Here is a 20,790-nt window from a genome sequence, read left to right as displayed (position 1 = left end):
AGGAATACTGTAAACCTATGTTTACAAGCATAATATATTACATATAGACTGAGTAGTCCATTATTTTATTATCTTACGTAATAGTGAAACAGGGAGATCTGTTTTCGTTTCTTGAGACAGTTGCCCTTCTATATTTTCCACTTGAAGATTACCCAAACCTATCGAAGTATTTCCGACAGTTTTCAAATTCAAAAACTTCAATTTGGCATCTGGATTTTCCCCTGAAAAATTTACCTTAGAGTCTTTGGCTTGAATGAATACGTCTTCATAATTTTGCTTGGCTATATTCACATCGCTACTATCTAGATCCAATGTCAACTGATCAAGATTAAATGATTGTTGCCGATCGCCACTGATAAGCGAATTTTTCAATCGTAAGGAAAGAGCATTTATCTGCACATTTGAATCAAAAGTAAAATCTTCAATCTTATTCCCGAATATTTCCAATTGGTCGCACTGACCTGAAAAATTATTGACACGAACTTCAGATAGTTCTATTTGTTTAATATCTGGGGTAAATATATATATCCGTTTATAATAGGATTTCGCATTATCCGTCAGTTCAATGTTCAACTGACCGTTGCCATCAACAACGACAAGTACTTCACGCTCACTATTTTTATCCACTTTAACCGCATATTGATCACTTTTCACAATAAACAAAGCGATTGCTCCTTTTTGGTTTCCATTAATTTTCAAATTGCGAAAGCTATTGGTATGATACGTTTTCAGATAAGTATCCTCACTTTTGGGGTCATTTCCCTCTTTGCGAAGAATCTCCTCATACACTTTTGAATCGACCCTATTATCACCTGCGATATATGAAGTCATGACTATTGGAATAACAAAGAATGTTATTCCCAAGCCTATCAGTATTTTACTACTCAATTTCATGATTCGTTATTTTTAAAATTTTGTTCGATAAAAGCTTGATAACGTTGTTTTAGTTCGTCCAAACTAATTTCTAATAAATAAATATTTCTAAAAAATGGAAAAAGATCCTCTTCAAGGAAGACGGCTTTCCGATATTCCTTTACGTTTTTCACAGAGGCTTCGGTCACAAAAAAACCTACCCCACGTTTATTGACGACAATTTCCTTCTGTTGCAGTAGGTCATAAGTTCGCATCACCGTATTTGGATTAACTTCCAATTGTACTGCTAGTTCACGTACTGAGGGAATCTTATCATCTACCTTCCATTTTCCCAATAATATATGATCACATACATATGCTGCAATCTGTAGATAAATGGCTTTATTTGCGCTAAAATCCATTTTAAACCTCCTTTTCCTTCAATCTCAAGAATGCTAATCCCCAAAAAATCAATGTTAACACTATTCCAATCACAAGGAGAATTTCCAAAACATTGTTCTTGTCATGAAAATAACCAGTGCTATTACCCAAGCCAATAGTATTATCTGTTCTTAATTTCATTACATAAGCAAATGTAAGTCCCCAAATGGCTATATATACAATCATAGTAATGGCTGTTTTAATGTATTGATAATTTTGATAAGCAATTGAACCCAATAAAAATAGGGCATTTAATAAAAACGGTAGAAAATAAAAATAAGGCAAGAATTCCGATTTCTCCAATTGAAAGAAGTAAATCCAATTGTCGTTCATCAACTTACCTCCAGAATCGTCCATAATGGTGGTAATAGAAGATCCCGTACTTCTTAGATGGGAAACGAAAGCAAGATCAACTAAGAAGAATAACAAGAAATAAGCCGACAAGCTAACAATGACAGTATAAAAAATAGAGGTAAGGAATTTTTCCAAACGGGAGGCAGGAATCATCAATTCAAAAATAGCCTTTGTTTTTTGTCCTAGATTAGAAAAATAACTACCCGAAATAACCGTAATGAAAAACAAGCCTAGAATACAAAATAAGGGTGTACGAAAACTAAAGAGATTTTCCCCTATATTGTTACCAACTTTTAATTCTACAAAATATTTATAGCAATTAAATCCATAAAATGCGATAAAAATACCAGCTAAAATAACCAAAGACATCAGGTAGATACGTCCCACAGAGATCCATTGTCGGCGAATCAATGCGCATAAGCGATTAAAATTAAATACGTTCGACATCTTCTGTAACATTTAAAAGGTTTGTAATCAATTCTTTCTTCTGCAAAACTGCATTAAACAAGATTTCTAAATCTAATTTAGAGTCTTCGCCCAATGTATTCAACTGTATCGTATTAAAGCCACCTAATGCTGGTTCAGCATAGAGCACTTGATCATCAAGTGCATGCATTTTTTTAAAGCATATGCGATCCGTTATGGTATTGACATCGGCATTTAATACCACTCTGTGCTCATCCAGTAGAATGACAGCATCGATCAGGTTATCTAAATCACGCACCTGATGTGTCGATATAACCACACAACGTTCGTCTGAAATAGCGGAAGCCATAATCTTACGGAACTGAACCTTGGAAGGGATATCGAGACCATTAGTGGGCTCATCCATAATCATGATCTTCGTATTTGAAGCCAAACCGAATGAGATGATATACTTCTTCTTTTGTCCGTAGCTCATATCCGCCAGCTTCTGTTCAATTGGAATCTCAAACTCATGAATCAATTCGCTGAAATACTGATGATCAAACTTTGGATAAAAGCTCGCATTCGATTTGACAAAAGATGCGGATTTCACCGCTGGTAAATGAAATTCCTCAGGAATAAAACTTATTTCCTGAAGCAAAGCAGGTTCGCGATTGCAAGGATCGAAATGCAATACTTCAATCGTACCACTTACAGGATAGACCAAGCCGGCCATATTCTTCAGTAAGGTTGATTTGCCTGCACCATTTTTCCCCAGTAAACCATAAATATGTCCCTCCTTTAATTCAAGGTTCATATTTTTAAATAATGGTCGCTTCTTACTGTAGCTGAAATTTAGGTTTTTAATAGTTATCATACTACTGTATTATTTAATTAATACACTAATATAGAAAGGAAAACTGAGAAAGCAAATTATTTTATATTTTTTTATTTTGAGCTATACCTAAACAAAAGAAATTCAGGAATAGGAATGGTCGCTCATACCTAAAAGAAACGACCGTATCTCAAAATATGAGTACGGCCGTTTTATCCTTATTTACAAGTAGATATTTATGCTAAAACTTCGATTAATCAATCATAAAATCCATTCGAGATACACGATTATATGTTTTATAGTTTGTCATTTGCGGTTTCCTAATTAAAAAAAACCTGACACGATATCGAAAGAAAGGATGGTTTATTAACTACATTTTTTTATAATCATCGCTGAGGCACCTCCCCCGCCATTACATATCGCTGCTAATCCATACTGCCCTGCTTCTTGTTCCAGCACACTGGTTAAAGTAACAAGAATACGAGCCCCTGAACACCCAAGTGGATGTCCTAAAGAGACGGCTCCACCATATACATTTAATTTTTCTAAGGGAATATCCAATATACGTGCATTGGCCAGGGCTACGACAGAAAATGCTTCATTAAATTCAAAAAAATCAATATCTGAAATAGAAAGGTTAGCTTTCTTCAATACTTTTTCCACCGCAATACTAGGTGTTGTTGTGAACCATTTGGGTTCCTGCTCCGCATCTGCATAAGCTACAATTTCGGCTAAAGGCTTTAGACCTAATGCTTCCATTTTTTCACCAGACATCAACAATAATGCAGCAGCCCCATCACTTAATGTAGAAGCGTTTGCGGCTGTAATGGTACCTCCTACTTGGAAGGCTGGTTTTAAACCGTATATCTTATCAAAATTTACCTGCGCAAATTCTTCATCTTGCTTGACAATTTGTTCACCTTTACGGGTCGAAATGGTTGCAGCAGTCACCTCTTTATCAAACTTCCCTTGCTCCCAAGCATCACGACTTCGTGTATATGAAGACACAGCATATGCATCTTGCTCTTCGCGACTTACGCCGTACTTCGTAGCACAGAGCTCCGCAAAAACTCCCATAGCTTCCTGTGAATAGGCATCAGAGAGTCCATCTTTTTGTACACCATCCACCAAGGTCTGATGGCCATACTTCGTCCCCCAGCGTGCAGCAGGTACATAATAAGGTACATTGCTCATACTCTCCATACCGCCAGCAATGACGACCTCAGCATCGCCCAATAAGATAGCCTGAGCTGCCCATGCTACCGCTTTCATACCACTGGCACAGACCTTATTAATAGTTGTTGCCACTACATGGTCCGGTAAACCTGCAAATTTACATACCTGACGAGCAGGGGCCTGCCCAAGGTCTGCCTGCAAAACACACCCCATCAACACTTCGTCCACTTCTGCTGCATCAAAACTAACTTCTTTCAAAAGAGCAGAAACAACTTCAGCGCCCAATTTCGTTGCGCTCAATGTGGACAATCCCCCACCAAAGCTTCCTATGGCGGTTCGTTGCGCCGCGACAATAAATACTTGTTTATTCATCGTTTATAATTTGGTTATTTATGCTACTAGTCCCCTTTCAACTTAAAATTAGTTACGGTATACAGAATTTAAATCTCTTTAGACTCCTGTATCCAGCATGAAGGTAATAGCGTTATCATGAATTCAGATTAAAGGTACAAAAATTAGCAAACAGTAAATCAATTGCTTATGTACTTATTTTAGATTAAGTAAAAAAAGTAGTTTTAAACGCTAAATACAGCAAACTACTTGATTTAAAAACACTTTCACATAATTTTAACCTTTAAATAGGTGAAAAAATCAGCTTTTTAATTTAATTTCGTCTCAATCCTATCCTTTCACCAAAAGCGAATAGGAAATTATAACCAATATAAATGATAGCATATGCAAGCAACACAACTTACAGTTGAGCATCACGTATTTCGCGAAAGTTTAAGAGCATTCATCCGTAGAGAAATTCTACCGAATATCGACCGTTGGGAGGAAGAAGGACAAATCGATCGTTCTATTTGGAAAAAGATGGGTGATATGGGCTTTATGGGGCTCAACTACCCTGAAACTTACGGTGGACTAGATCTGGACTTTTATTACTCCATGATCTTTTGTGAAGAACTCTCCCACTGTTTCTCTGGAGGATTTACCATTACAGCCTTGGTCATTCAGTACATGTCTGCTCCGTATCTATTGAAACATGCATCTGAAGAATTGAAACGGCATTACTTAAGCGGCGTTATTGCTGGTGATTTAATCAGTGCCGTTGCCATCACTGAACCTGGTGCCGGTTCGGATATTCAGCATATCAAAACTTCAGCGATCCGCGAAGGTGATCATTACATCGTCAATGGTTCTAAAACCTTCATTACAAATGGATATTATGGTGATTTCTTTATTACCGCAGTTAAAACTGACCCCACCAAGGGTAGTAAAGGCATCAGTCTTCTTCTGATTGACCGACATGCCATAGGCGTGAGTGCAACAAAAATCAATAAAATGGGTTGGCATGCCTCAGACACCGCAGAATTAGGCTTTGATCAGGTGAAAGTGCCCGTTTCTCATTTAATTGGTAAAGAAGGGGCTGGTTTTGCTTATTTAATGGGCGGCTTGCAGTTGGAACGATTGACCGCAGCTATACAAGGTATAGCAACGGCAGATTCGGCGCTACAATATACCATGGAGTATATCAATAAACGAGAAGCTTTTAAGCAAAAGATTCAAGATTTTCAAGTAATCCGGCATCGCGTAGCCCAAATGGTCGCTAATATCGCCACCACAAAAGCCTTTGTCTATTCCTGTTGTGATCTACAACAATGGGGGCAATATGCTGTGCAGGAATGTTCGATTGCCAAATTACAAGCAAGTGAGCTGGCCATAAGCGTGGTCCATCAATGTTTCCAACTCTTTGGCGGTTATGGTTTTACAGAGGACTTTAAAATTGCGCGTTTATACCGTGATGTTCGAGTAGGCACCATAATTGGAGGTACATCAGAAATTATGTTGGAAATAATTGCCAAAATGACCATTGATAAGGTCAATTATCAACCAAAATCCGACACCACTATTCCTTCAAAGGAAATATGATAAATATTTAATGCTCAACTTTTTTATAAAATAGTTACAATGGATATAGCAAAAAATGCAAATTTAACTCATTTCCTACACGAGCAGGATGAAAGAGGCATTGTATTGATTAGCCCTAAGCCCGATAACGAAAACAGCGATTGTCTTGACCATTTAGAGGAATTTGTGGCGCTAGTTAAAGAACAAATTGCACAGTCCGAGGTCATAGGAATAATATTCAAAAGCCCTTTTACTAAACAAACAATTGAATACAAAACATTTCTTTATCAAGCAAAGCAGGAAAAGAGATTCAAACAACGTCTTACAGCCATACTCCGTCAATTCCAGTCATTACAACAACAACAAAAGCAAATCGTAGGCCTTATAGACGAAGATTGTTTCAGTATATCACTTTCTATGATGCTCTGGGCACATTATCGTGTTGGGTTAAATCAAGTGAAATTGGGATTCCCAGAGTCCAAATACGGGATTTTCCCAGGATTTGGAGCAACGACACAAATAGCAACATCACTTAAATTAGAAGACGCCCTTCCCTTACTCATACAGGGGAAACTAATTTCCGCTGAAAAGGCAAAAGCCCTAGGTCTTATTCATCAGCTCGCTCCGAATACAAACGACGCCATCTTTCTAGCGAAAGAATGGATCGTAAAAAACCGCAATAATACAGCATCCAGACAAGCTGTTACTTGGGATGAAAACACGTGGAAAAAGGAATCTGAAACAGTTAGAAAGCGATACGGTGGACTCACACCAGGAATCAACGCATGTCTTGATTTAATTTATGAAAGTGCGAGACATTCAAAAATGGAAATCTTGGAAAGGGAGGTGGAATACTATGTGGAGATTCTTAATAACCCAAAAACTTGGAGTATGGTACGTACACAGTTTTATGGTATACAAGAAGCAAGTAACCCATCGCAAGTTCAAGATGAAAACACATACCAACTAAATCGATTAGCGGTATTAGGGGCCGGCATGATGGGTGCTGGAATTGCTTTTGAAGCAGCGCGTTCGGGAGTAGATGTTATCTTAAAAGATGTGACGATACAACAAGCAGAACAAGGAAAAGCATATGCAGAAAAGGTCAGCTCAAAATTGGTGGAACAGGGAAAAATGAACGAAAAAAAAAGACAAATACTCCTTTCCCATATTCACCCGACAGATCAACTGAACGATATTGGCGCAGTAGACCTCATTATTGAGGCGGTTTTTGAAGATAAGAAGCTAAAAGAAATAGTCAGTACCGAAACGTTACCTTTTCTTACAAAGGAAGGTTTTTTCGCTTCCAATACGACTTCCCTACCTATAAGCGAACTTGCAGAAGTAAGTGCTAAACCCGAGAACTTCATCGGTATGCATTTTTTTTCACCAGTAGATAGGATGGCATTGGTAGAAATAATCAGAGGGAAGCAAACCAGCGAACTAACCTTATCCAAAGCGCTACAAGTCACCAGACAACTGGGTAAAATTCCTATTGTTGTTCACGATGGTCCCGCATTTTTCACTTCCCGCATATTCTTTAATTATTTATTGGAAGCAGTAACGATGTTATTGGAAGGTATTCCTGCTTCAGTAATAGATGAACAGGCACGACATATTGGATTTGCTGTGGGACCATTGACTGTACTTGATGAAATTTCTCTTCCTCTTATGCTACATGTCTACGACCAATTGCCCAGTCAGCACAGTAGTCAACAACGTTGTTACAGATATATAAAGAAGCTGGTAGATGCGGGTCGCCAGGGACGAAAGTCGGGTCGAGGTTTTTATGATTACGACACCTTATCTAGGAGTAAAACGGTTTGGCAAGATGGAAGTTTAGGAACTTTATCGACCATACCCGATAAAGAACATATTCAAAACAGACTATTACATGTGATGGCATTGGACAGCTACCGCTGTCTAGCTGAGGGAGTGTTAGACCGTCCCATCGATGGCGATATAGGAGCTACTTTAGGTATCGGGTACCCGATACATACCGGTGGTGTATTTGCACACATGGATCAAGTTGGACTTCAAAAATTTGTACAAGAATGCGAGTCCTTTGCTAATTTCGGAGAACAATGGATCATTCCAGCATCACTATCTCAACGTGCACAAGAGCACTTTACTTTTTACAATGGATTCGAGTCGAATTGGCCATCCGTAACTTAAAGGAAATTAACAAGGCTGTTCTATGGTTTAATATAGAGCAGCCTTGTTTTCCCTCAATTACGAATTCACACTATAAGGTCATCAGATCAACCAATTTATTGACATCCATAGCAACAAATGTATCGTAATCCAATGTCGTATTTAGAATTTGTTTTTGTTGGCTTTCGGTAAATATTCGAGCCAGATTTATCCGATATTTTTCAATTAATTTAGGAATTCCCTCTTCCCGACGACGAGGATGACCGATAGGGTATTCAACCAATACTTCGGCCAATACAGTTCCATCATTAAGTGTTACCGTCAGCCCATTTGCAATAGCTCTCTTTTCTGGATTATGGTAATCTTCGGTAAATTTTAGATCCTCAACACATTTAATTTTATTGCGCAATACATCAATACGCGGATCTTTTGCGACCTGATCTTCATAATCTTCAGCGGTCAACCTTCCGAATATTAGGGGAACAGCAACCATGTATTGGAGACAATGATCACGATCTGCAGGATTATGCAAAGGTCCCCGCTTATCGATGATTCGTATAGCAGCGTCATGGGTACGAATGTAAATATGTGCAATATCTTCAGCTGTTTTACCAATTGCAAGAAGTTGTTCATGGAGCTGCATGGCAGCCTCTACGGCAGTTTGTGCGTGAAATTCTGCTGGAAATGAAATTTTGAACAATACATTTTCCATCACGTACGAACCATATGGTCGCTGAAATTTGAATGTTTGTCCTTTAAAGGACACATCATAAAAACCCCATACAGGTGCAGACAATACAGATGGGTATCCCATCTCACCTGTTTGCGCTATCAAAGCTAAACGGACCGCACGTGAGGTTGCATCTCCGGCCGCCCAGGATTTTCGGCTTCCTGTATTTGGTGCATGACGGTATGTCCTAAGTGCCTGCCCATCTACGAAAGCTAATGAAATAGCATTGATCAATTCATCCCGGCTAAGTCCTAGCAATTTACCAACAACTGCTGTTGAAGCAACTTTCACTAAGATAACATGGTCCAAACCTACTTTATTAAAAGAATTTTCCAATGCCAATATCCCTTGTATTTCATGAGCCATGACCATCGCTTCCAATACTTCTTTCGCTTTCAATGGTTTTTCGCCATTAGCACTTCGGGTTCTACTCAACCAATCGGCAGTTGCTAAGATTCCGCCCAAATTATCTGAAGGATGCCCCCACTCCGCGGCCAACCAAGTATCATTAAAGTCCAACCATCTAATGATTGTCCCAATATTAAATGCAGCTTGAATGGGATCTAATTGGTAAGCAGTACCGGGTATTTTAGCACCGTTAGGCACCATAGTACCCGCAACAACTGGACCCAGGAGTTTTGTACAAGCTGGATAGGTCAATGCTTCAAAACCACAGCCTAGCGTATCCAAAAAACAATAAAATGCCGTCTTCCAGGCAACTGTACTCTCCACTTTGTAATGGAGTACATAATCGGCGATATCCGTTAGTACGCGATCTGCTTGTGGTCTCTCATTCGAAATTAGTGATGCCATATTGATTTCCTAAAACTATAAGTATATATTATCGTGATTAATTGATTGTTGTCCCCTATTACCGCTCGGAAATTGGAACATAAGGTCGGTTATCCGGACCTATATAATGGGCACTGGGACGAATAATTTTTCCATCTTGTCGCTGTTCAAATACATGTGCAGACCATCCTGTAATCCGCGATAAAACAAATAAAGGGGTAAACATTTCAGTAGGAATTCCCATCAGATGATAAGAAACAGCCGAATACCAATCCAGATTAGGAAACATTTTCTTTTCTTCCCACATGACCGACTCCAATCGTTCAGCTATGGAATAGAGCGTCATATCGCCCGCTTCTTCTGAAAGCTCTTTAGCAATTCGCTTGATCACCTGATTCCGTGGATCTGAAATCGTATATACTGGATGTCCAAAACCGATGATGACCTCTTTGTTCGCCAATCTTTTACGAATATCAGCTTCCGCCTCATCCGCATCTGCATATCTGCTCTGAATCTCAAAAGCGACCTCATTAGCTCCGCCATGTTTTGGTCCACGCAATGCACCAATAGCACCTGCAATGCAAGAATACAGATCAGAGCCCGTACCTGCAATAACCCGTGCAGCAAACGTAGAAGCGTTGAACTCATGCTCTGCATATAAGTTAAGTGATACCTGCATTGCTCTTACCCAAGAAGGTGGTGGTTCAGTACCATGTAAAAGATGCAAAAAATGGGCTCCTAAAGTTCCGTCATTGGTCTCTACCTTAATTTCACGACCATGCTGACTGAAGTGGTACCAGTATAATAAAGCCGACGCCATGGACGCCATCAGCCGATTAGCAATATCACGAGCTCCAGCACTCGGATGACTTTCCTTTTCTGGTTGGATGCTTCCAAACACAGAAACATAGGTCCGAAGGACATCCATGGCATGAGCCGTAGTCGGTAATTGTTTTAAGACCTTTTGTATCGCAATCGGTAATCCACGTTGACTGATCAATTGCGCTTGATAGGTTGTGAGTTGCGCTTTGGTTGGTAAGCTCCCATAAATCAATAAATAGGCTACTTCCTCAAAACAAGCTTGCTCTGCAAGCTCCAAGATATCATACCCTCGATAGTGCAAGTCATTTCCACTTTTCCCTACTGTACTTAAAGCTGTATTGCCAGCGGTAACACCAGATAGCGCTACGCTTTTCTTGGGTTTAAAACCCGTTTCATTGGTTTCTGTCATCATGCTTGGTATTGAACAATTGATCTAATCTATTTTCATATGCGTAATAATCTATGCTACGATACAGTTCTTCTCGAGTCTGCATACTGTCTACTACCGCAGATTGTGTACCGTCTTTTCTAATGTGTTGATATACATTTTCAGCCGCTTTATTTGCAGCTCTAAAAGCAGACAATGGGTACAAGATAATGGAGACATCAGCTTGAGACAGTTCTTCTCGAGTAAACAAAGGGGTTTCACCAAATTCAGTGATATTTGCTAAAATTGGCAATTGAGTGGCCTCACTGAAACTTTTGTATTGTTCCAGTTTATGTACGGCCTCTGCAAAAATAAAATCTGCGCCAGCTTCTTTGTAAGCAACCGCTCGCTCTAGTGCTGCATCCAAACCTTCAGAAGCAAGGGCATCTGTACGTGCACCGATAACAAAAGTATGATCAGTCCGCGCATCTACAGCAGCTTTTATACGGTCGACCATCTCTGCTTTTGATACTAATTCTTTACCCGGCCGATGACCACAACGTTTCGCTCCAACCTGATCTTCCATATGCACCGCAGCAGCTCCAGCTTTTATCAAAGACTTAATCGTACGTGCGACATTAAAAGCTGATGGACCAAATCCAGTATCAATATCAACCAATAGCGGAACCGAACAGACATTGGTGATACGTTGTACATCCACCAATACATCCTCAAGCGTTGTAATACCTAAATCTGGTATTCCCAAAGAACCTGCTGCAACACCTCCCCCAGATAAATAAATGGCTTGAAAACCTGCCTGTTGAGCCAATAATGCATGATTGGCGTGGATAGCCCCTACTACCTGCAATGGTTTTTCATTCTTGATTGCTTCTCTAAACAGAAGACCTGCGGTTTTTATCATATAATTGGATATTAGAAATTAGCATGATGGCCGAGCTTTGCGGTATCAAACCTCTAAAGGATAATTTTTCAGGGTAATTTTCAACTCACTTACTCCAATCGCCCTCGTGCACCTTACTGCTAAAGATAAGAAAAAAAAATAGCCCAATTACAAAATCAGAACGTGATTCCGTATAAATCGCGCACATATAACTGCTCTAATGCATCATCAGCAATACCTTGATTTACAAGAACTCCAATTAAAAAAAAAATGTAAAAAGGAAAATAACACCTTCTAGGTCGCAACAGTTGCACAAGTATAATTATGTATGCTATTTTATAAAAAAATAAGCAGCAAACAAAATAAATTTAATCCGATGAATTGTTTTCTCTATTTCCGTTATTAAAGTGATTCTTAACGGAATTCAATAATTGCGTAGTAAACCTGTATCCCAAATAAAACAACTCGAACGAATAAATTTGTTTTATATAATGATGCAATAATAATTGTAAACAAATTTATCTAAGTTTGTTTATAGACATTAGTCTACAACGTTTATTTAAATCCAGTTATAACCATTTTTTCAAAGCAATATGAATACTAAAGCAATTGGTTTATTTTTCATCATATTCTTTTTATGTAAAAGCAGCTTTTCACAACAAGTGACTTTATCCTTTGGAGAGGAAGTACAACTCGATGATCTGCTTCTCGAAGCTAAACCTACTAAAAACCCGATCAATTGGATCAACGTCAATACTGCATCCGATACGTGGCGATTAAAGGAAGAATCATTGATCTGCACTGGACTTCCAATTGGCGTTATGCGTTCCGAAAAACAATATGAAAATTTCATCATTCATGTAGAATGGAATCATATCAATGCTGGAGGTAATTCAGGTATCTTCGTATGGTCTGATGCTATTCCCGATTCCATAGGTCGTCTTCCAGGAGGCGTTGAAGTCCAAATGTTAGAATTGGATTGGGTAAATCAAAATGAGAAAGATGGCATCAAACCTCCAATAGCCTATGTTCACGGTGAATTATTTGGTGTAGGCGGAGTAGAAACGATACCCGATAATCCACGTGGTACGCGCAGTAAGTCTATTGAAAATCGTGCTAAAGGTAAAGGAGAATGGAATAAGTACACGGTTATTTGTGTTGATGGAACAATAAAATTGGCGGTAAATGGCAAATTTGTCAATGGAATTCGTCAATCTACAATCAAAAAAGGATATCTATGTTTGGAGTCCGAAGGTTCGGAGATCCACTTCCGAAATTTTAAGTTAATAGCATTAGAACCAGGTGTTACGGGCTCAGCTCAAATTGTAAAAAACTTGGAATAATAGGTTTACTTTCAACATTAAAGCGACTCGTTTACTGTTGAAAATTCGCATAAGAATAATAATTAAGCTATTCTGATAATCTCGAAATAATCGGCTCTTAACAACCAAAAAAACAAGATTATAAACCTACAAATAGGCAATTGATTAGAAAATATGTAAGTTTTAATTAAAGAAAATAAAAACTATTGCTTTCGTTTACTGTTATATAATAAAACAACATATCGTTAAATATATAGAAAACTTAAGACACATGAAAAAACTAGCATTACTACTTACAATCATGGGTGGAATCGCTTTCAGTGCGAACGCACAAAGAATAGAAACTACACCACAGAGCACCGCAGATGTTGGCAGTGCTCCAATAAAACAGGGGAATTGGATGGTCGGAGGTTCTTTAGCCAATCTAGGTTATAGTTTCGAGGGCAAAGCGTTCAATGTCAATCTGCAGCCAAGAGCTGGATATTTTGTTGCTGATGGTATAGCCATTGGTGCTCAAGCGAACTTAGGTTTAACCGCTGCTAAAGGTCATGATAATGAATGGAACTATGGTATCGCCCCATTTGTGAGATACTATTTTCCAGAAGGGTCATCTTCATCAGGTCGCTTTTTTGGACAAGGTGATATTGGGATAGCAGGTAGTTCTATCGGTAAGGGTGCATCATTAGCTTTAGGAGCAAATCTTGGTTATGCGCACTTCATTACAAGAACAGTCGCACTTGAAGCAACCGTGGGATACAACTACACCAAATCAAATGTTAATTTGGGAGACAAAGCATCGGGATTAGGCGTAGGACTTGGGTTCCAAATTTACTTACCTGGTCAAAGATAAGAACCTCATGTCAAACAAATAAAAAAGGCAGATGCGAAAACACCTGCCTTTTTTATTAAGTTCAATCAAACCAATAGCAGTTTCTCCCTACTATTGATTATTAACGAGCTATTTTTGGAGCATAAAACGCAAATAATACAAAACTGTTTAGTAACATACACCTGGCCGAGGTCTAATGGTCATCACGGTCTGTTCATGCCAACTCGTTGGTTCTAAGCAACCCAGTTGTTCATTAAAATAGATATCCGAGACAACCTGTTCTTTTTCTAAATGTACATCCAATTTAAACATCTCTTCCAAATCATTTAATATTCGCTGTTGATACTCCTCTCTTTCGGTAGCAGCAGGCAACGTTATTTCATAGCAATACAAATGAGTTTCCTTCCACAACTCAACATCTCCACATTCTATACTATGTACATAATGACAACGATCACCATTATAAACATATATACGAGAAGCAGAAAAGTTAGCTGATAAGCCATAGGCGAACAAATAAAATTCGTAAATCGCCATATTCACTAGCGAGATCCTTAATATATCTGCATTTTCGTCGCGCACGACACAACTATAAGAATCAAACTCTTCCATTAGTAAGGTAAATCGCGCATAATATCGTTCTTTAGGTTTTGTTTTTAAAATACTCTTAAGCGGCTGTTCACGATTATGGTATTGAAATTCTTTCATGGGACGAATTTTAAAGCGGTCCTGTAATACTATTTTCATCAATTTTTGTTTTATTAATTGCTTGTCATGTTTATATTACGATTTGACTGAACAAACCAAGTATTCTGATTCGTTGAGCGTTGTTACAAAAAAACCGACCCACCTTCCATTGCATTGAACAAAATGAAAAAGTCCTAATGTCATCATTTGCTTACTAAGAAAAAATCACTATATTTATTGTATCAAGAATAAAGAAGTTAATTTTCCTATCATCGCAGATTTTGAAAGAAAAGCAGGTCGGAAAAAATCACAAGTCATTACCATCCTCCCTAAAATTTTATTAAGAGGGTGCAATATGAAGGCGAAAACATACCACAAGGATGGTCTAAACCCGTATTGTTTTTTTTTAAAAGACAATCCAATTTTACTCTCGATAAAACTGAATGTTCTTTATAAATAGTGCATGGAAAAATAAATGAATCCGATCTTTAGTGTGGGACTGCTGCTTACTGTTGGTTATAAATATCATCGTTTAGAAATTGGTTTTTGAACTTAATTATGCGATAACTGGATGTTCAATTGTATTGGCAACTCGTTAATATAGCACTTTTGATCAATCAGATAGTTCCTATTTGCACTTACTACTATTATAGTAGTAATATCATATTGCTAATAAACACTACATGTATGCCTATCTATGATGGTGAGCCTTATAGAGCTCGCATTATCGATATAGATTTCAGTATACATTTTATGATTACCAAACCATTAACAAAGCTCACAATACACTTAGCTAAAGCTAAGTTAAAACAAATATAAAAACTTAGTATTAACTAAGCAACTATTTTTTAAAATATTATGCCTAAATCACTTATAGAATTTGAAATAGTCAATCTCGTACGAAAAAAAAGAAAAGATCTCCACGTGAGTCAAGCTAAAATTGCGCATCTTTTTAATGTATCGGCGGGCTACATCGGTCAAATAGAAATGAAAAATTCTGCCAGCATGTATTCTTATGACCAGCTGAATAAGCTAGCTTCATTTTTTAACTGTAGCCCAAAAGAATTTATCCCTGAAAATCCAATTGAAGAAAACAGTGATTCAAATTGCTGAACCAATAACAACAGTTTGTCAAAGAGAGGCTATCAGTAAGTTTCAAGGAAACATGGGTAATCTTCCCATTTTTAAATAAGAAAAGGCATCCAATTGGATGCCTTTTCTTATTTAAAATGCTTCATTTCATCTATTACCAATAAATTGAATACAAAGCGATAACTATTAAAAATACAATGAGTGATCCAACGAGGAATCCATTATGCACCTTGAACATTTTCGCGTCGATTTCCAATCCTTTCGGAACAATACCACGCTTATTATCAATTAAACTAATGATGACCATGAAAATAACACAGATGATAAAGACGAATCCCATACGATCAATAAATGGAATTTCATAAAGTCCAGAAGATGGGTTTAAAACAGAGAAACCTGTACTTGATAAAAAAGATAAATCCATCAAATCAGGTAGTTTTTTGAAGACAACGGATAAGATAAATCCACCGATCGTTGCAAACATCGCGGCATTTGATGTCGTTTTCTTCCAGAAGAAACCTAAAATAAACATCGCAAAAATTCCTGGTGAAACAAATCCGGTATATTCTTGAATATATTGGAATCCTTGTTTACCTTCTCCCATCAACGACTCACCCAAAATAAGTGCCAATCCAGTTCCCATAAGCATGGATACCACTACAGCAATTTTACCGACATTTACCAATCTTGTATCTGAAGCATCTTTATTAAATGCTTTTTGATAGATATCTAATGTAAAAATAGTGGCAATACTATTTGCCTTACCCGCTAAAGAAGCCACAATAGCTGCCGTTAATGCCGCAAATGATAAACCTTTCAATCCTACAGGAAGCAGTGTTAACAATGCTGGATAAGCTTTATTCGGATCCTGAGCTCCTGTAGAGGTCAATAAGCTCGATGCATCAATAGCGCCCAAATCTTTATTGACAATATAATAAACTGCAATACCAGGAATAACCACAATTACAGGCATTAACATTTTCAAGAACGCAGCAAACAAAAGACCGTTTCTAGCTGTAGGCAAAGATGCTCCTAAAGCGCGTTGCGTGATGTACTGATTACATCCCCAGTAACTTAAGTTTGCGATCCACATCCCTCCAATCAATACACTGATACCCGGAAGGTCCATATAGTTAGGATTATCGGTCTTAAATATCATATCAAAATGCTCGGGAGCATCGTTATGTAAAGTTGTGAAACCTGCTAGCACACCATTACCATCGGATATGATATTAAGCGCAATATAAGTAGCTACTAAACCACCTAAAATCAAGAAGAATACTTGAATAACATCGGTATAGCCGATTACCTTCATCCCTCCTAAGGTAATAATGATAGCAAAAACAGCCAATAACATAATACACAAGGTCAGATCTAAACCTGAAATCCCACTAATGGCAACTGCTCCTAAATAGAGAATAGACATCAAATTGACCACGATATAAAGCATCAGCCAAAAAACGGCCATGATCATGGCTACTGTACCATTATAACGCTGATTCAAGAATTGGGGCATCGTGAATATCTTATTTTTAAGATAAACAGGCATAAAAAATACAGCCACTACGATTAGTGTTATGGAAGCCATCCACTCATAGGCTGCAATTGCAAGTCCCATTTTAAAGCCTGACCCACTCATCCCGATAAATTGTTCTGCCGAGATATTTGAAGCGATCAACGAGGCTCCAATAGCCCACCATGTCAATGACCCTTCAGCAAGAAAATAATCCTTCGCTCCCTCGGAAGCAGACTTCTTTTTGTAGTATATCCACAAACCATAAGAAGCAACAATTATAAAGTATACAAAAAATACAATATAATCCTTCGTACTTAAAATAGTATTCATTTAGATAAGATTAATAGATTTAGTTTTGAAATTTTTCAAATATGAGGCTAAATATAGAAATATTTATTTCAGAATATGCTAAAATTTGACACAAAATAGACTTGAGACCAATTCTCATAAAGTATAAAAAAATTGATATTCGATTGTTTCAATGTCAATTAACTTCGTACTTTTGCAAAATAATGTCAAAAACATCCCAAAATAGAGTCATTCGCTATACTTCCCTATTACTGCTTTTTGTAATACAATTATTGTTCTTATTAGCAATATTCAAGGAAAACAACTCCACCATCGGTTTATCATTTTTTATTGTTATTATTTCCTTTCTATTACTGTATTCATTTTTCAGATCACCCATTCATCATAACAAGTTAACATTTGAAAAAATTTACATCGCTGTATGGGTGCCTATAGGCGCTGTTGGTTGCTATTTCCTCCACAATCATTTTGGATTAGGTTCTGTTTTCGCTGCAAGTATCGTTGGATTAGCAGGTGCATTAATCCCCTATTTAAATAAGAAGTCCAATTATCTATCGCATATACCTCCAGCTATTTATTGTGGTTCATTTGTCGGTATGTCGGGTCCGAAGGTCGCAGGAGATATTTATTTTATTCTTGCTGCCAGTATATGTACAGCTGTATTATTGATTATTTCTAAAAGTCTCTTAAATGGCATAGGGGGAAAATTAGGAACATTAGCGTTTGCAGGTGTAGCCATCACCTACCTGATTTTATTTTTATTCTCTAGATAATGATTCATACAGTTATTCTCATATTCACGGGTGTATTTGGAAGTTTACTCACGTATTATTTCAACAATAAGTTGAAACTAGGTGGTGTTTTATCTTCTTCCTTACTAACATGTATTGTTGCTGGATTTATTCATTTTTTCCCAACATACATACCCGAACAATTGGCCAATCATATCCCATTAATCTTTATTGGTTCCTCTTTTGTCGGTATGGTTTCGAGCCATCAATTGTCTACATTTATAGGCGTATCCCTTTCTGGTCTAGTGTATAGTCTGATCTACATCAATACCAGCCAATTTTTTGATGGGTTTGGAGGAGCTTTAGGCACGTCGGCTTGTATCTCGCTACTCGTAATTATGAGTATCCCCTACCTCCGTTCAAATCAAAAACTAACACTTGGTTATTTTCAACTTCGAAAAATGATGTTTAAAAACATCAAAAAAAGTAAAAAATAAGGATTGCATCCTTCATCTTGTAAGATCTTAATCAAAAAAAATGCCTTCAAGCTGTATATGCCCTATCACATGGCACATACAGCTTGAAGGCATAGTCCTAATACAAGAAATTAGTATCTCCATACAATTTTATAATATCATCCGATTATCATCGCTTGTATAATCCATAAAAATATCATTATCGAGAAACACTTCTTTTACCTGAGCTTTACTTTTTAATTTCAGTACTGTTGAAGCTTCATTCTTTTCCCAAATTTGAGGTGTAAAATGGATTTTTTCTTTTTTACCATCCACATAAGTCAATATCACATCAAAAGGAATAGCAAATCCACCTATATTTTCAATTTCCAGCGTAATTGTTTTATTTTTCTGTTCTACTTTTGCCAATTTCAAATCGATATAATGATTGCTGAAATACCAATTCTTCCAAAACCAATTCAGGTTTAGCCCAGTACCGGCATTAAAAGAATAAAAATAATCCCAAGGCATTGGGTGTTTACCATGCCAATTATCCATGTAATGATGCAGCGCTTTTTTGAATGGCACATCTCCGAGATAATCTTTTAGGGCCAGATAGGATAATGCTGACTTGATATAGGCATTGTTTCCATAACCTTTACCACTCAATTGCGAAGACAATGAAATTAAAGGTTGGTCCTGTTCCGTCGAGGGTTCTTTAATCCACCCTTCTACTCTAAACTCTTTGAATAGCTTCTTTGCGGCTTCCTCACCATTTTCATCCATACCAATGAGCAATTCAAAGGCCGTTGCCCATCCTTCATCCATAAATGCATAGCGCGTTTCATTAGTGCCCATATAAAAAGGAAAATAAGTATGTGCTATCTCATGATCTACTGTTTGCCTTGCATCCATAAAATTATCAGGTACGCTGCTATCATTGACCATCATCGGGTATTCCATATCCGCAAAACCTTGTACTGCTGTCATCGTTGGGAATGGATATTCTACTCCTGGCCAATTTTTAGAAAACCAATCAATACAATAGCGTTCCCAGCCAACATACTGTTCAAAATCTTTGGTCCCACTCAAATAGGCGGCTTGAACACTTACGCGCTTCGTAGCCAGCTGTACACTAGAGGCATCCCAGACGTAATGGTTACTCAATGCAAAACAAAAATCGGTAATATGCCCAGCATTAAAGCTCCAGGTATTCCATTCCTGTTGTTTGGTGACTTTCTGTTCTTGCATATCGTGTAAAGTAGCCACTGGTATCACCTCATCCGAAATCAATGATTTGTTAAAACGACCCAATACTTCAGTTTGCAAAACTTCTTCTGGATTGAGTAATTTCCCAGTACCCCATACCACATAATTTTTAGGGACACGAATATCAACTTGATAATCATTAAAGTCATGATAAAACTCTTGACGTCCATTATGCTCTAACATATCCCAGCCATTATAATCGTCATAAACAGCAATCCGCGGATATGCATAAGCGCAATAATATGTTCCAGAATCGATCTGCCCTTCACGGTCACTCGCTAGAGACAATGGGTATTCCCAATCCATTTCAACTGTAGCGACAGCCAGCGAGCTGATGTCCTCTTTAAGCTTTACTCGGTTTACCGTTGTCCAGTCCTGACTATCTATTTCGTATATTTTATCGTTTACTTTCAAGGATCTCAACTTCAGTCCAGACGTAATAAAATCTGCACTTACCCCCAAAGCCCTTGCTGCCGTTGGCTTGTGAACATTGTTAACAAAACTTATGACAAGTTCATTTAATCTATTAGGGCTATTATTCTCATATAGAATACGCTCTTTACCCGATACGACTTTTGTTACAGGATCAACCGTGATCTGCATATCATAGCGACCTTTATTTTGCCAGTATTTTGCTCCAGGTGCCCCTGTTAAACTACGTGTTTCATTTTGGTAAGCTTGTTTGATATGTCGAGGTGTATAAAGTTCCTGTGCATGTACCAACATGCTAAAGGTGAGAACATATACCAGACTGAATAGAACCTTTAATTTCATATTATCTATTTTTTTGATAAAGATAGGTAGTTACAAAACGAGGTACAAACCATCAAACGATATTAATTA

General features: G+C 37.7%; 18 protein-coding genes. 7 read left to right on the top strand and 11 right to left on the bottom strand.

Annotation, left to right across the window (positions count from 1 at the left end; translation table 11 throughout):
* Positions 1-60: 60 nt before the first annotated feature.
* The 5 genes from KO02_RS06385 to KO02_RS06365 all read right to left on the bottom strand — a co-directional run bounded on the left by KO02_RS06385 (position 61) and on the right by KO02_RS06365 (position 4,435).
* Positions 61-894: a hypothetical protein gene (locus KO02_RS06385; protein ID WP_038696821.1), complete on the bottom strand. Its 834-nt coding sequence runs from the start codon at positions 892-894 to the stop codon at positions 61-63.
* On the bottom strand, positions 891-1,274 hold the full coding sequence (locus tag KO02_RS06380; RefSeq protein ID WP_038696819.1) for a GntR family transcriptional regulator: 384 nt from the start codon (positions 1,272-1,274) through the stop codon (positions 891-893). Before KO02_RS06380 ends, KO02_RS06385 begins: the two co-directional genes overlap by 4 nt.
* 1 nt (position 1,275) lies before the next feature.
* Entirely contained in the window at positions 1,276-2,094 is an 819-nt protein-coding gene (locus tag KO02_RS06375; protein WP_144243267.1) for a hypothetical protein, read from the bottom strand.
* A complete protein-coding gene (locus tag KO02_RS06370) occupies positions 2,078-2,929 on the bottom strand; it encodes an ATP-binding cassette domain-containing protein (protein ID WP_038696815.1) in 852 nt (283 codons plus the stop codon). The genes KO02_RS06375 and KO02_RS06370 overlap by 17 nt, the downstream gene beginning before the upstream one ends.
* 324 nt (positions 2,930-3,253) lie before the next feature.
* Entirely contained in the window at positions 3,254-4,435 is a 1,182-nt protein-coding gene (locus KO02_RS06365; RefSeq protein WP_038696813.1) for a thiolase family protein, read from the bottom strand.
* Positions 4,436-4,798: 363 nt separating this feature from the next.
* Here KO02_RS06365 and KO02_RS06360 point away from each other — a divergent pair, with 363 nt between their 5' ends.
* Both KO02_RS06360 and KO02_RS06355 read left to right on the top strand, forming a co-directional pair.
* The gene (locus KO02_RS06360) at positions 4,799-5,992 is read left to right on the top strand and encodes an acyl-CoA dehydrogenase family protein (RefSeq protein ID WP_038696808.1); all 1,194 of its coding nucleotides are present in this window, start codon (positions 4,799-4,801) and stop codon (positions 5,990-5,992) included.
* A 39-nt stretch (positions 5,993-6,031) separates the two neighbouring features.
* Positions 6,032-8,146, top strand: coding sequence for a 3-hydroxyacyl-CoA dehydrogenase NAD-binding domain-containing protein (locus KO02_RS06355; RefSeq protein WP_038696806.1), 2,115 nt, complete (start codon positions 6,032-6,034; stop codon positions 8,144-8,146).
* 70 nt (positions 8,147-8,216) lie between these two features.
* Here the strand turns inward: KO02_RS06355 and KO02_RS06350 are convergent, their stop codons facing one another.
* The 3 genes from KO02_RS06350 to prpB are packed head-to-tail and all read right to left on the bottom strand — an operon-like array spanning position 8,217 to position 11,758.
* The gene (locus KO02_RS06350) at positions 8,217-9,668 is read right to left on the bottom strand and encodes a bifunctional 2-methylcitrate dehydratase/aconitate hydratase (protein WP_038696804.1); all 1,452 of its coding nucleotides are present in this window, start codon (positions 9,666-9,668) and stop codon (positions 8,217-8,219) included.
* A gap of 58 nt (positions 9,669-9,726) precedes the next feature.
* Positions 9,727-10,878 carry a 2-methylcitrate synthase gene (gene prpC, locus KO02_RS06345; RefSeq protein ID WP_410528209.1) on the bottom strand — a complete coding sequence of 384 codons (1,152 nt, stop codon included), beginning with the start codon at positions 10,876-10,878 and terminating at the stop codon, positions 9,727-9,729.
* Entirely contained in the window at positions 10,862-11,758 is an 897-nt protein-coding gene (prpB, locus tag KO02_RS06340) for a methylisocitrate lyase (RefSeq protein WP_038696800.1), read from the bottom strand. Before prpB ends, prpC begins: the two co-directional genes overlap by 17 nt.
* A 572-nt stretch (positions 11,759-12,330) precedes the next feature.
* Between prpB and KO02_RS06335 the strand changes: the two genes are divergently transcribed.
* On the top strand, positions 12,331-13,080 hold the full coding sequence (locus tag KO02_RS06335; protein WP_081918313.1) for a DUF1080 domain-containing protein: 750 nt from the start codon (positions 12,331-12,333) through the stop codon (positions 13,078-13,080).
* Positions 13,081-13,330: 250 nt separating this feature from the next.
* Positions 13,331-13,909: a hypothetical protein gene (locus KO02_RS06330; RefSeq protein ID WP_038696798.1), complete on the top strand. Its 579-nt coding sequence runs from the start codon at positions 13,331-13,333 to the stop codon at positions 13,907-13,909.
* 147 nt (positions 13,910-14,056) lie between these two features.
* On the opposite strand, the gene KO02_RS06325 is transcribed toward KO02_RS06330, so the two are convergent.
* A complete protein-coding gene (locus KO02_RS06325) occupies positions 14,057-14,635 on the bottom strand; it encodes a hypothetical protein (protein ID WP_038696796.1) in 579 nt (192 codons plus the stop codon).
* 798 nt (positions 14,636-15,433) lie between these two features.
* Here KO02_RS06325 and KO02_RS06320 point away from each other — a divergent pair.
* Entirely contained in the window at positions 15,434-15,688 is a 255-nt protein-coding gene (locus KO02_RS06320; RefSeq protein WP_038696794.1) for a helix-turn-helix domain-containing protein, read from the top strand.
* 133 nt (positions 15,689-15,821) lie between these two features.
* On the opposite strand, the gene KO02_RS06315 is transcribed toward KO02_RS06320, so the two are convergent.
* Entirely contained in the window at positions 15,822-17,513 is a 1,692-nt protein-coding gene (locus KO02_RS06315) for a sodium/sugar symporter (RefSeq protein ID WP_038696792.1), read from the bottom strand.
* Positions 17,514-17,695: 182 nt separating this feature from the next.
* Between KO02_RS06315 and KO02_RS06310 the strand changes: the two genes are divergently transcribed.
* Together KO02_RS06310 and KO02_RS06305 are read left to right on the top strand one after the other, a co-directional pair.
* On the top strand, positions 17,696-18,265 hold the full coding sequence (locus KO02_RS06310; protein ID WP_038696790.1) for a hypothetical protein: 570 nt from the start codon (positions 17,696-17,698) through the stop codon (positions 18,263-18,265).
* Positions 18,265-18,720 carry a hypothetical protein gene (locus KO02_RS06305; RefSeq protein ID WP_038696788.1) on the top strand — a complete coding sequence of 152 codons (456 nt, stop codon included), beginning with the start codon at positions 18,265-18,267 and terminating at the stop codon, positions 18,718-18,720. The genes KO02_RS06310 and KO02_RS06305 overlap by 1 nt, the downstream gene beginning before the upstream one ends.
* Before the next feature lie 129 nt (positions 18,721-18,849).
* On the opposite strand, the gene KO02_RS06300 is transcribed toward KO02_RS06305, so the two are convergent.
* A complete protein-coding gene (locus KO02_RS06300) occupies positions 18,850-20,721 on the bottom strand; it encodes a M1 family metallopeptidase (protein WP_038696786.1) in 1,872 nt (623 codons plus the stop codon).
* Positions 20,722-20,790 lie beyond the last annotated feature (69 nt).

The organism is Sphingobacterium sp. ML3W (assembly GCF_000747525.1).
GTDB lineage: Bacteria > Bacteroidota > Bacteroidia > Sphingobacteriales > Sphingobacteriaceae > Sphingobacterium.
Note: the sequence above shows the minus strand (reverse complement) of the source record. Positions and strands in the feature narration are given on the sequence as shown.

Coding starts and splice junctions, on each gene's coding strand:
- KO02_RS06385 (WP_038696821.1), bottom strand. CDS start 894: ATGAAATTGAGTAGTAAAATACTGATAGGCTTGGGAATAACATTCTTT.
- KO02_RS06380 (WP_038696819.1), bottom strand. CDS start 1,274: ATGGATTTTAGCGCAAATAAAGCCATTTATCTACAGATTGCAGCATAT.
- KO02_RS06375 (WP_144243267.1), bottom strand. CDS start 2,094: ATGTCGAACGTATTTAATTTTAATCGCTTATGCGCATTGATTCGCCGA.
- KO02_RS06370 (WP_038696815.1), bottom strand. CDS start 2,929: ATGATAACTATTAAAAACCTAAATTTCAGCTACAGTAAGAAGCGACCA.
- KO02_RS06365 (WP_038696813.1), bottom strand. CDS start 4,435: ATGAATAAACAAGTATTTATTGTCGCGGCGCAACGAACCGCCATAGGA.
- KO02_RS06360 (WP_038696808.1), top strand. CDS start 4,799: ATGCAAGCAACACAACTTACAGTTGAGCATCACGTATTTCGCGAAAGT.
- KO02_RS06355 (WP_038696806.1), top strand. CDS start 6,032: ATGGATATAGCAAAAAATGCAAATTTAACTCATTTCCTACACGAGCAG.
- KO02_RS06350 (WP_038696804.1), bottom strand. CDS start 9,668: ATGGCATCACTAATTTCGAATGAGAGACCACAAGCAGATCGCGTACTA.
- prpC (WP_410528209.1), bottom strand. CDS start 10,878: ATGACAGAAACCAATGAAACGGGTTTTAAACCCAAGAAAAGCGTAGCG.
- prpB (WP_038696800.1), bottom strand. CDS start 11,758: ATGATAAAAACCGCAGGTCTTCTGTTTAGAGAAGCAATCAAGAATGAA.
- KO02_RS06335 (WP_081918313.1), top strand. CDS start 12,331: ATGAATACTAAAGCAATTGGTTTATTTTTCATCATATTCTTTTTATGT.
- KO02_RS06330 (WP_038696798.1), top strand. CDS start 13,331: ATGAAAAAACTAGCATTACTACTTACAATCATGGGTGGAATCGCTTTC.
- KO02_RS06325 (WP_038696796.1), bottom strand. CDS start 14,635: ATGAAAATAGTATTACAGGACCGCTTTAAAATTCGTCCCATGAAAGAA.
- KO02_RS06320 (WP_038696794.1), top strand. CDS start 15,434: ATGCCTAAATCACTTATAGAATTTGAAATAGTCAATCTCGTACGAAAA.
- KO02_RS06315 (WP_038696792.1), bottom strand. CDS start 17,513: ATGAATACTATTTTAAGTACGAAGGATTATATTGTATTTTTTGTATAC.
- KO02_RS06310 (WP_038696790.1), top strand. CDS start 17,696: ATGTCAAAAACATCCCAAAATAGAGTCATTCGCTATACTTCCCTATTA.
- KO02_RS06305 (WP_038696788.1), top strand. CDS start 18,265: ATGATTCATACAGTTATTCTCATATTCACGGGTGTATTTGGAAGTTTA.
- KO02_RS06300 (WP_038696786.1), bottom strand. CDS start 20,721: ATGAAATTAAAGGTTCTATTCAGTCTGGTATATGTTCTCACCTTTAGC.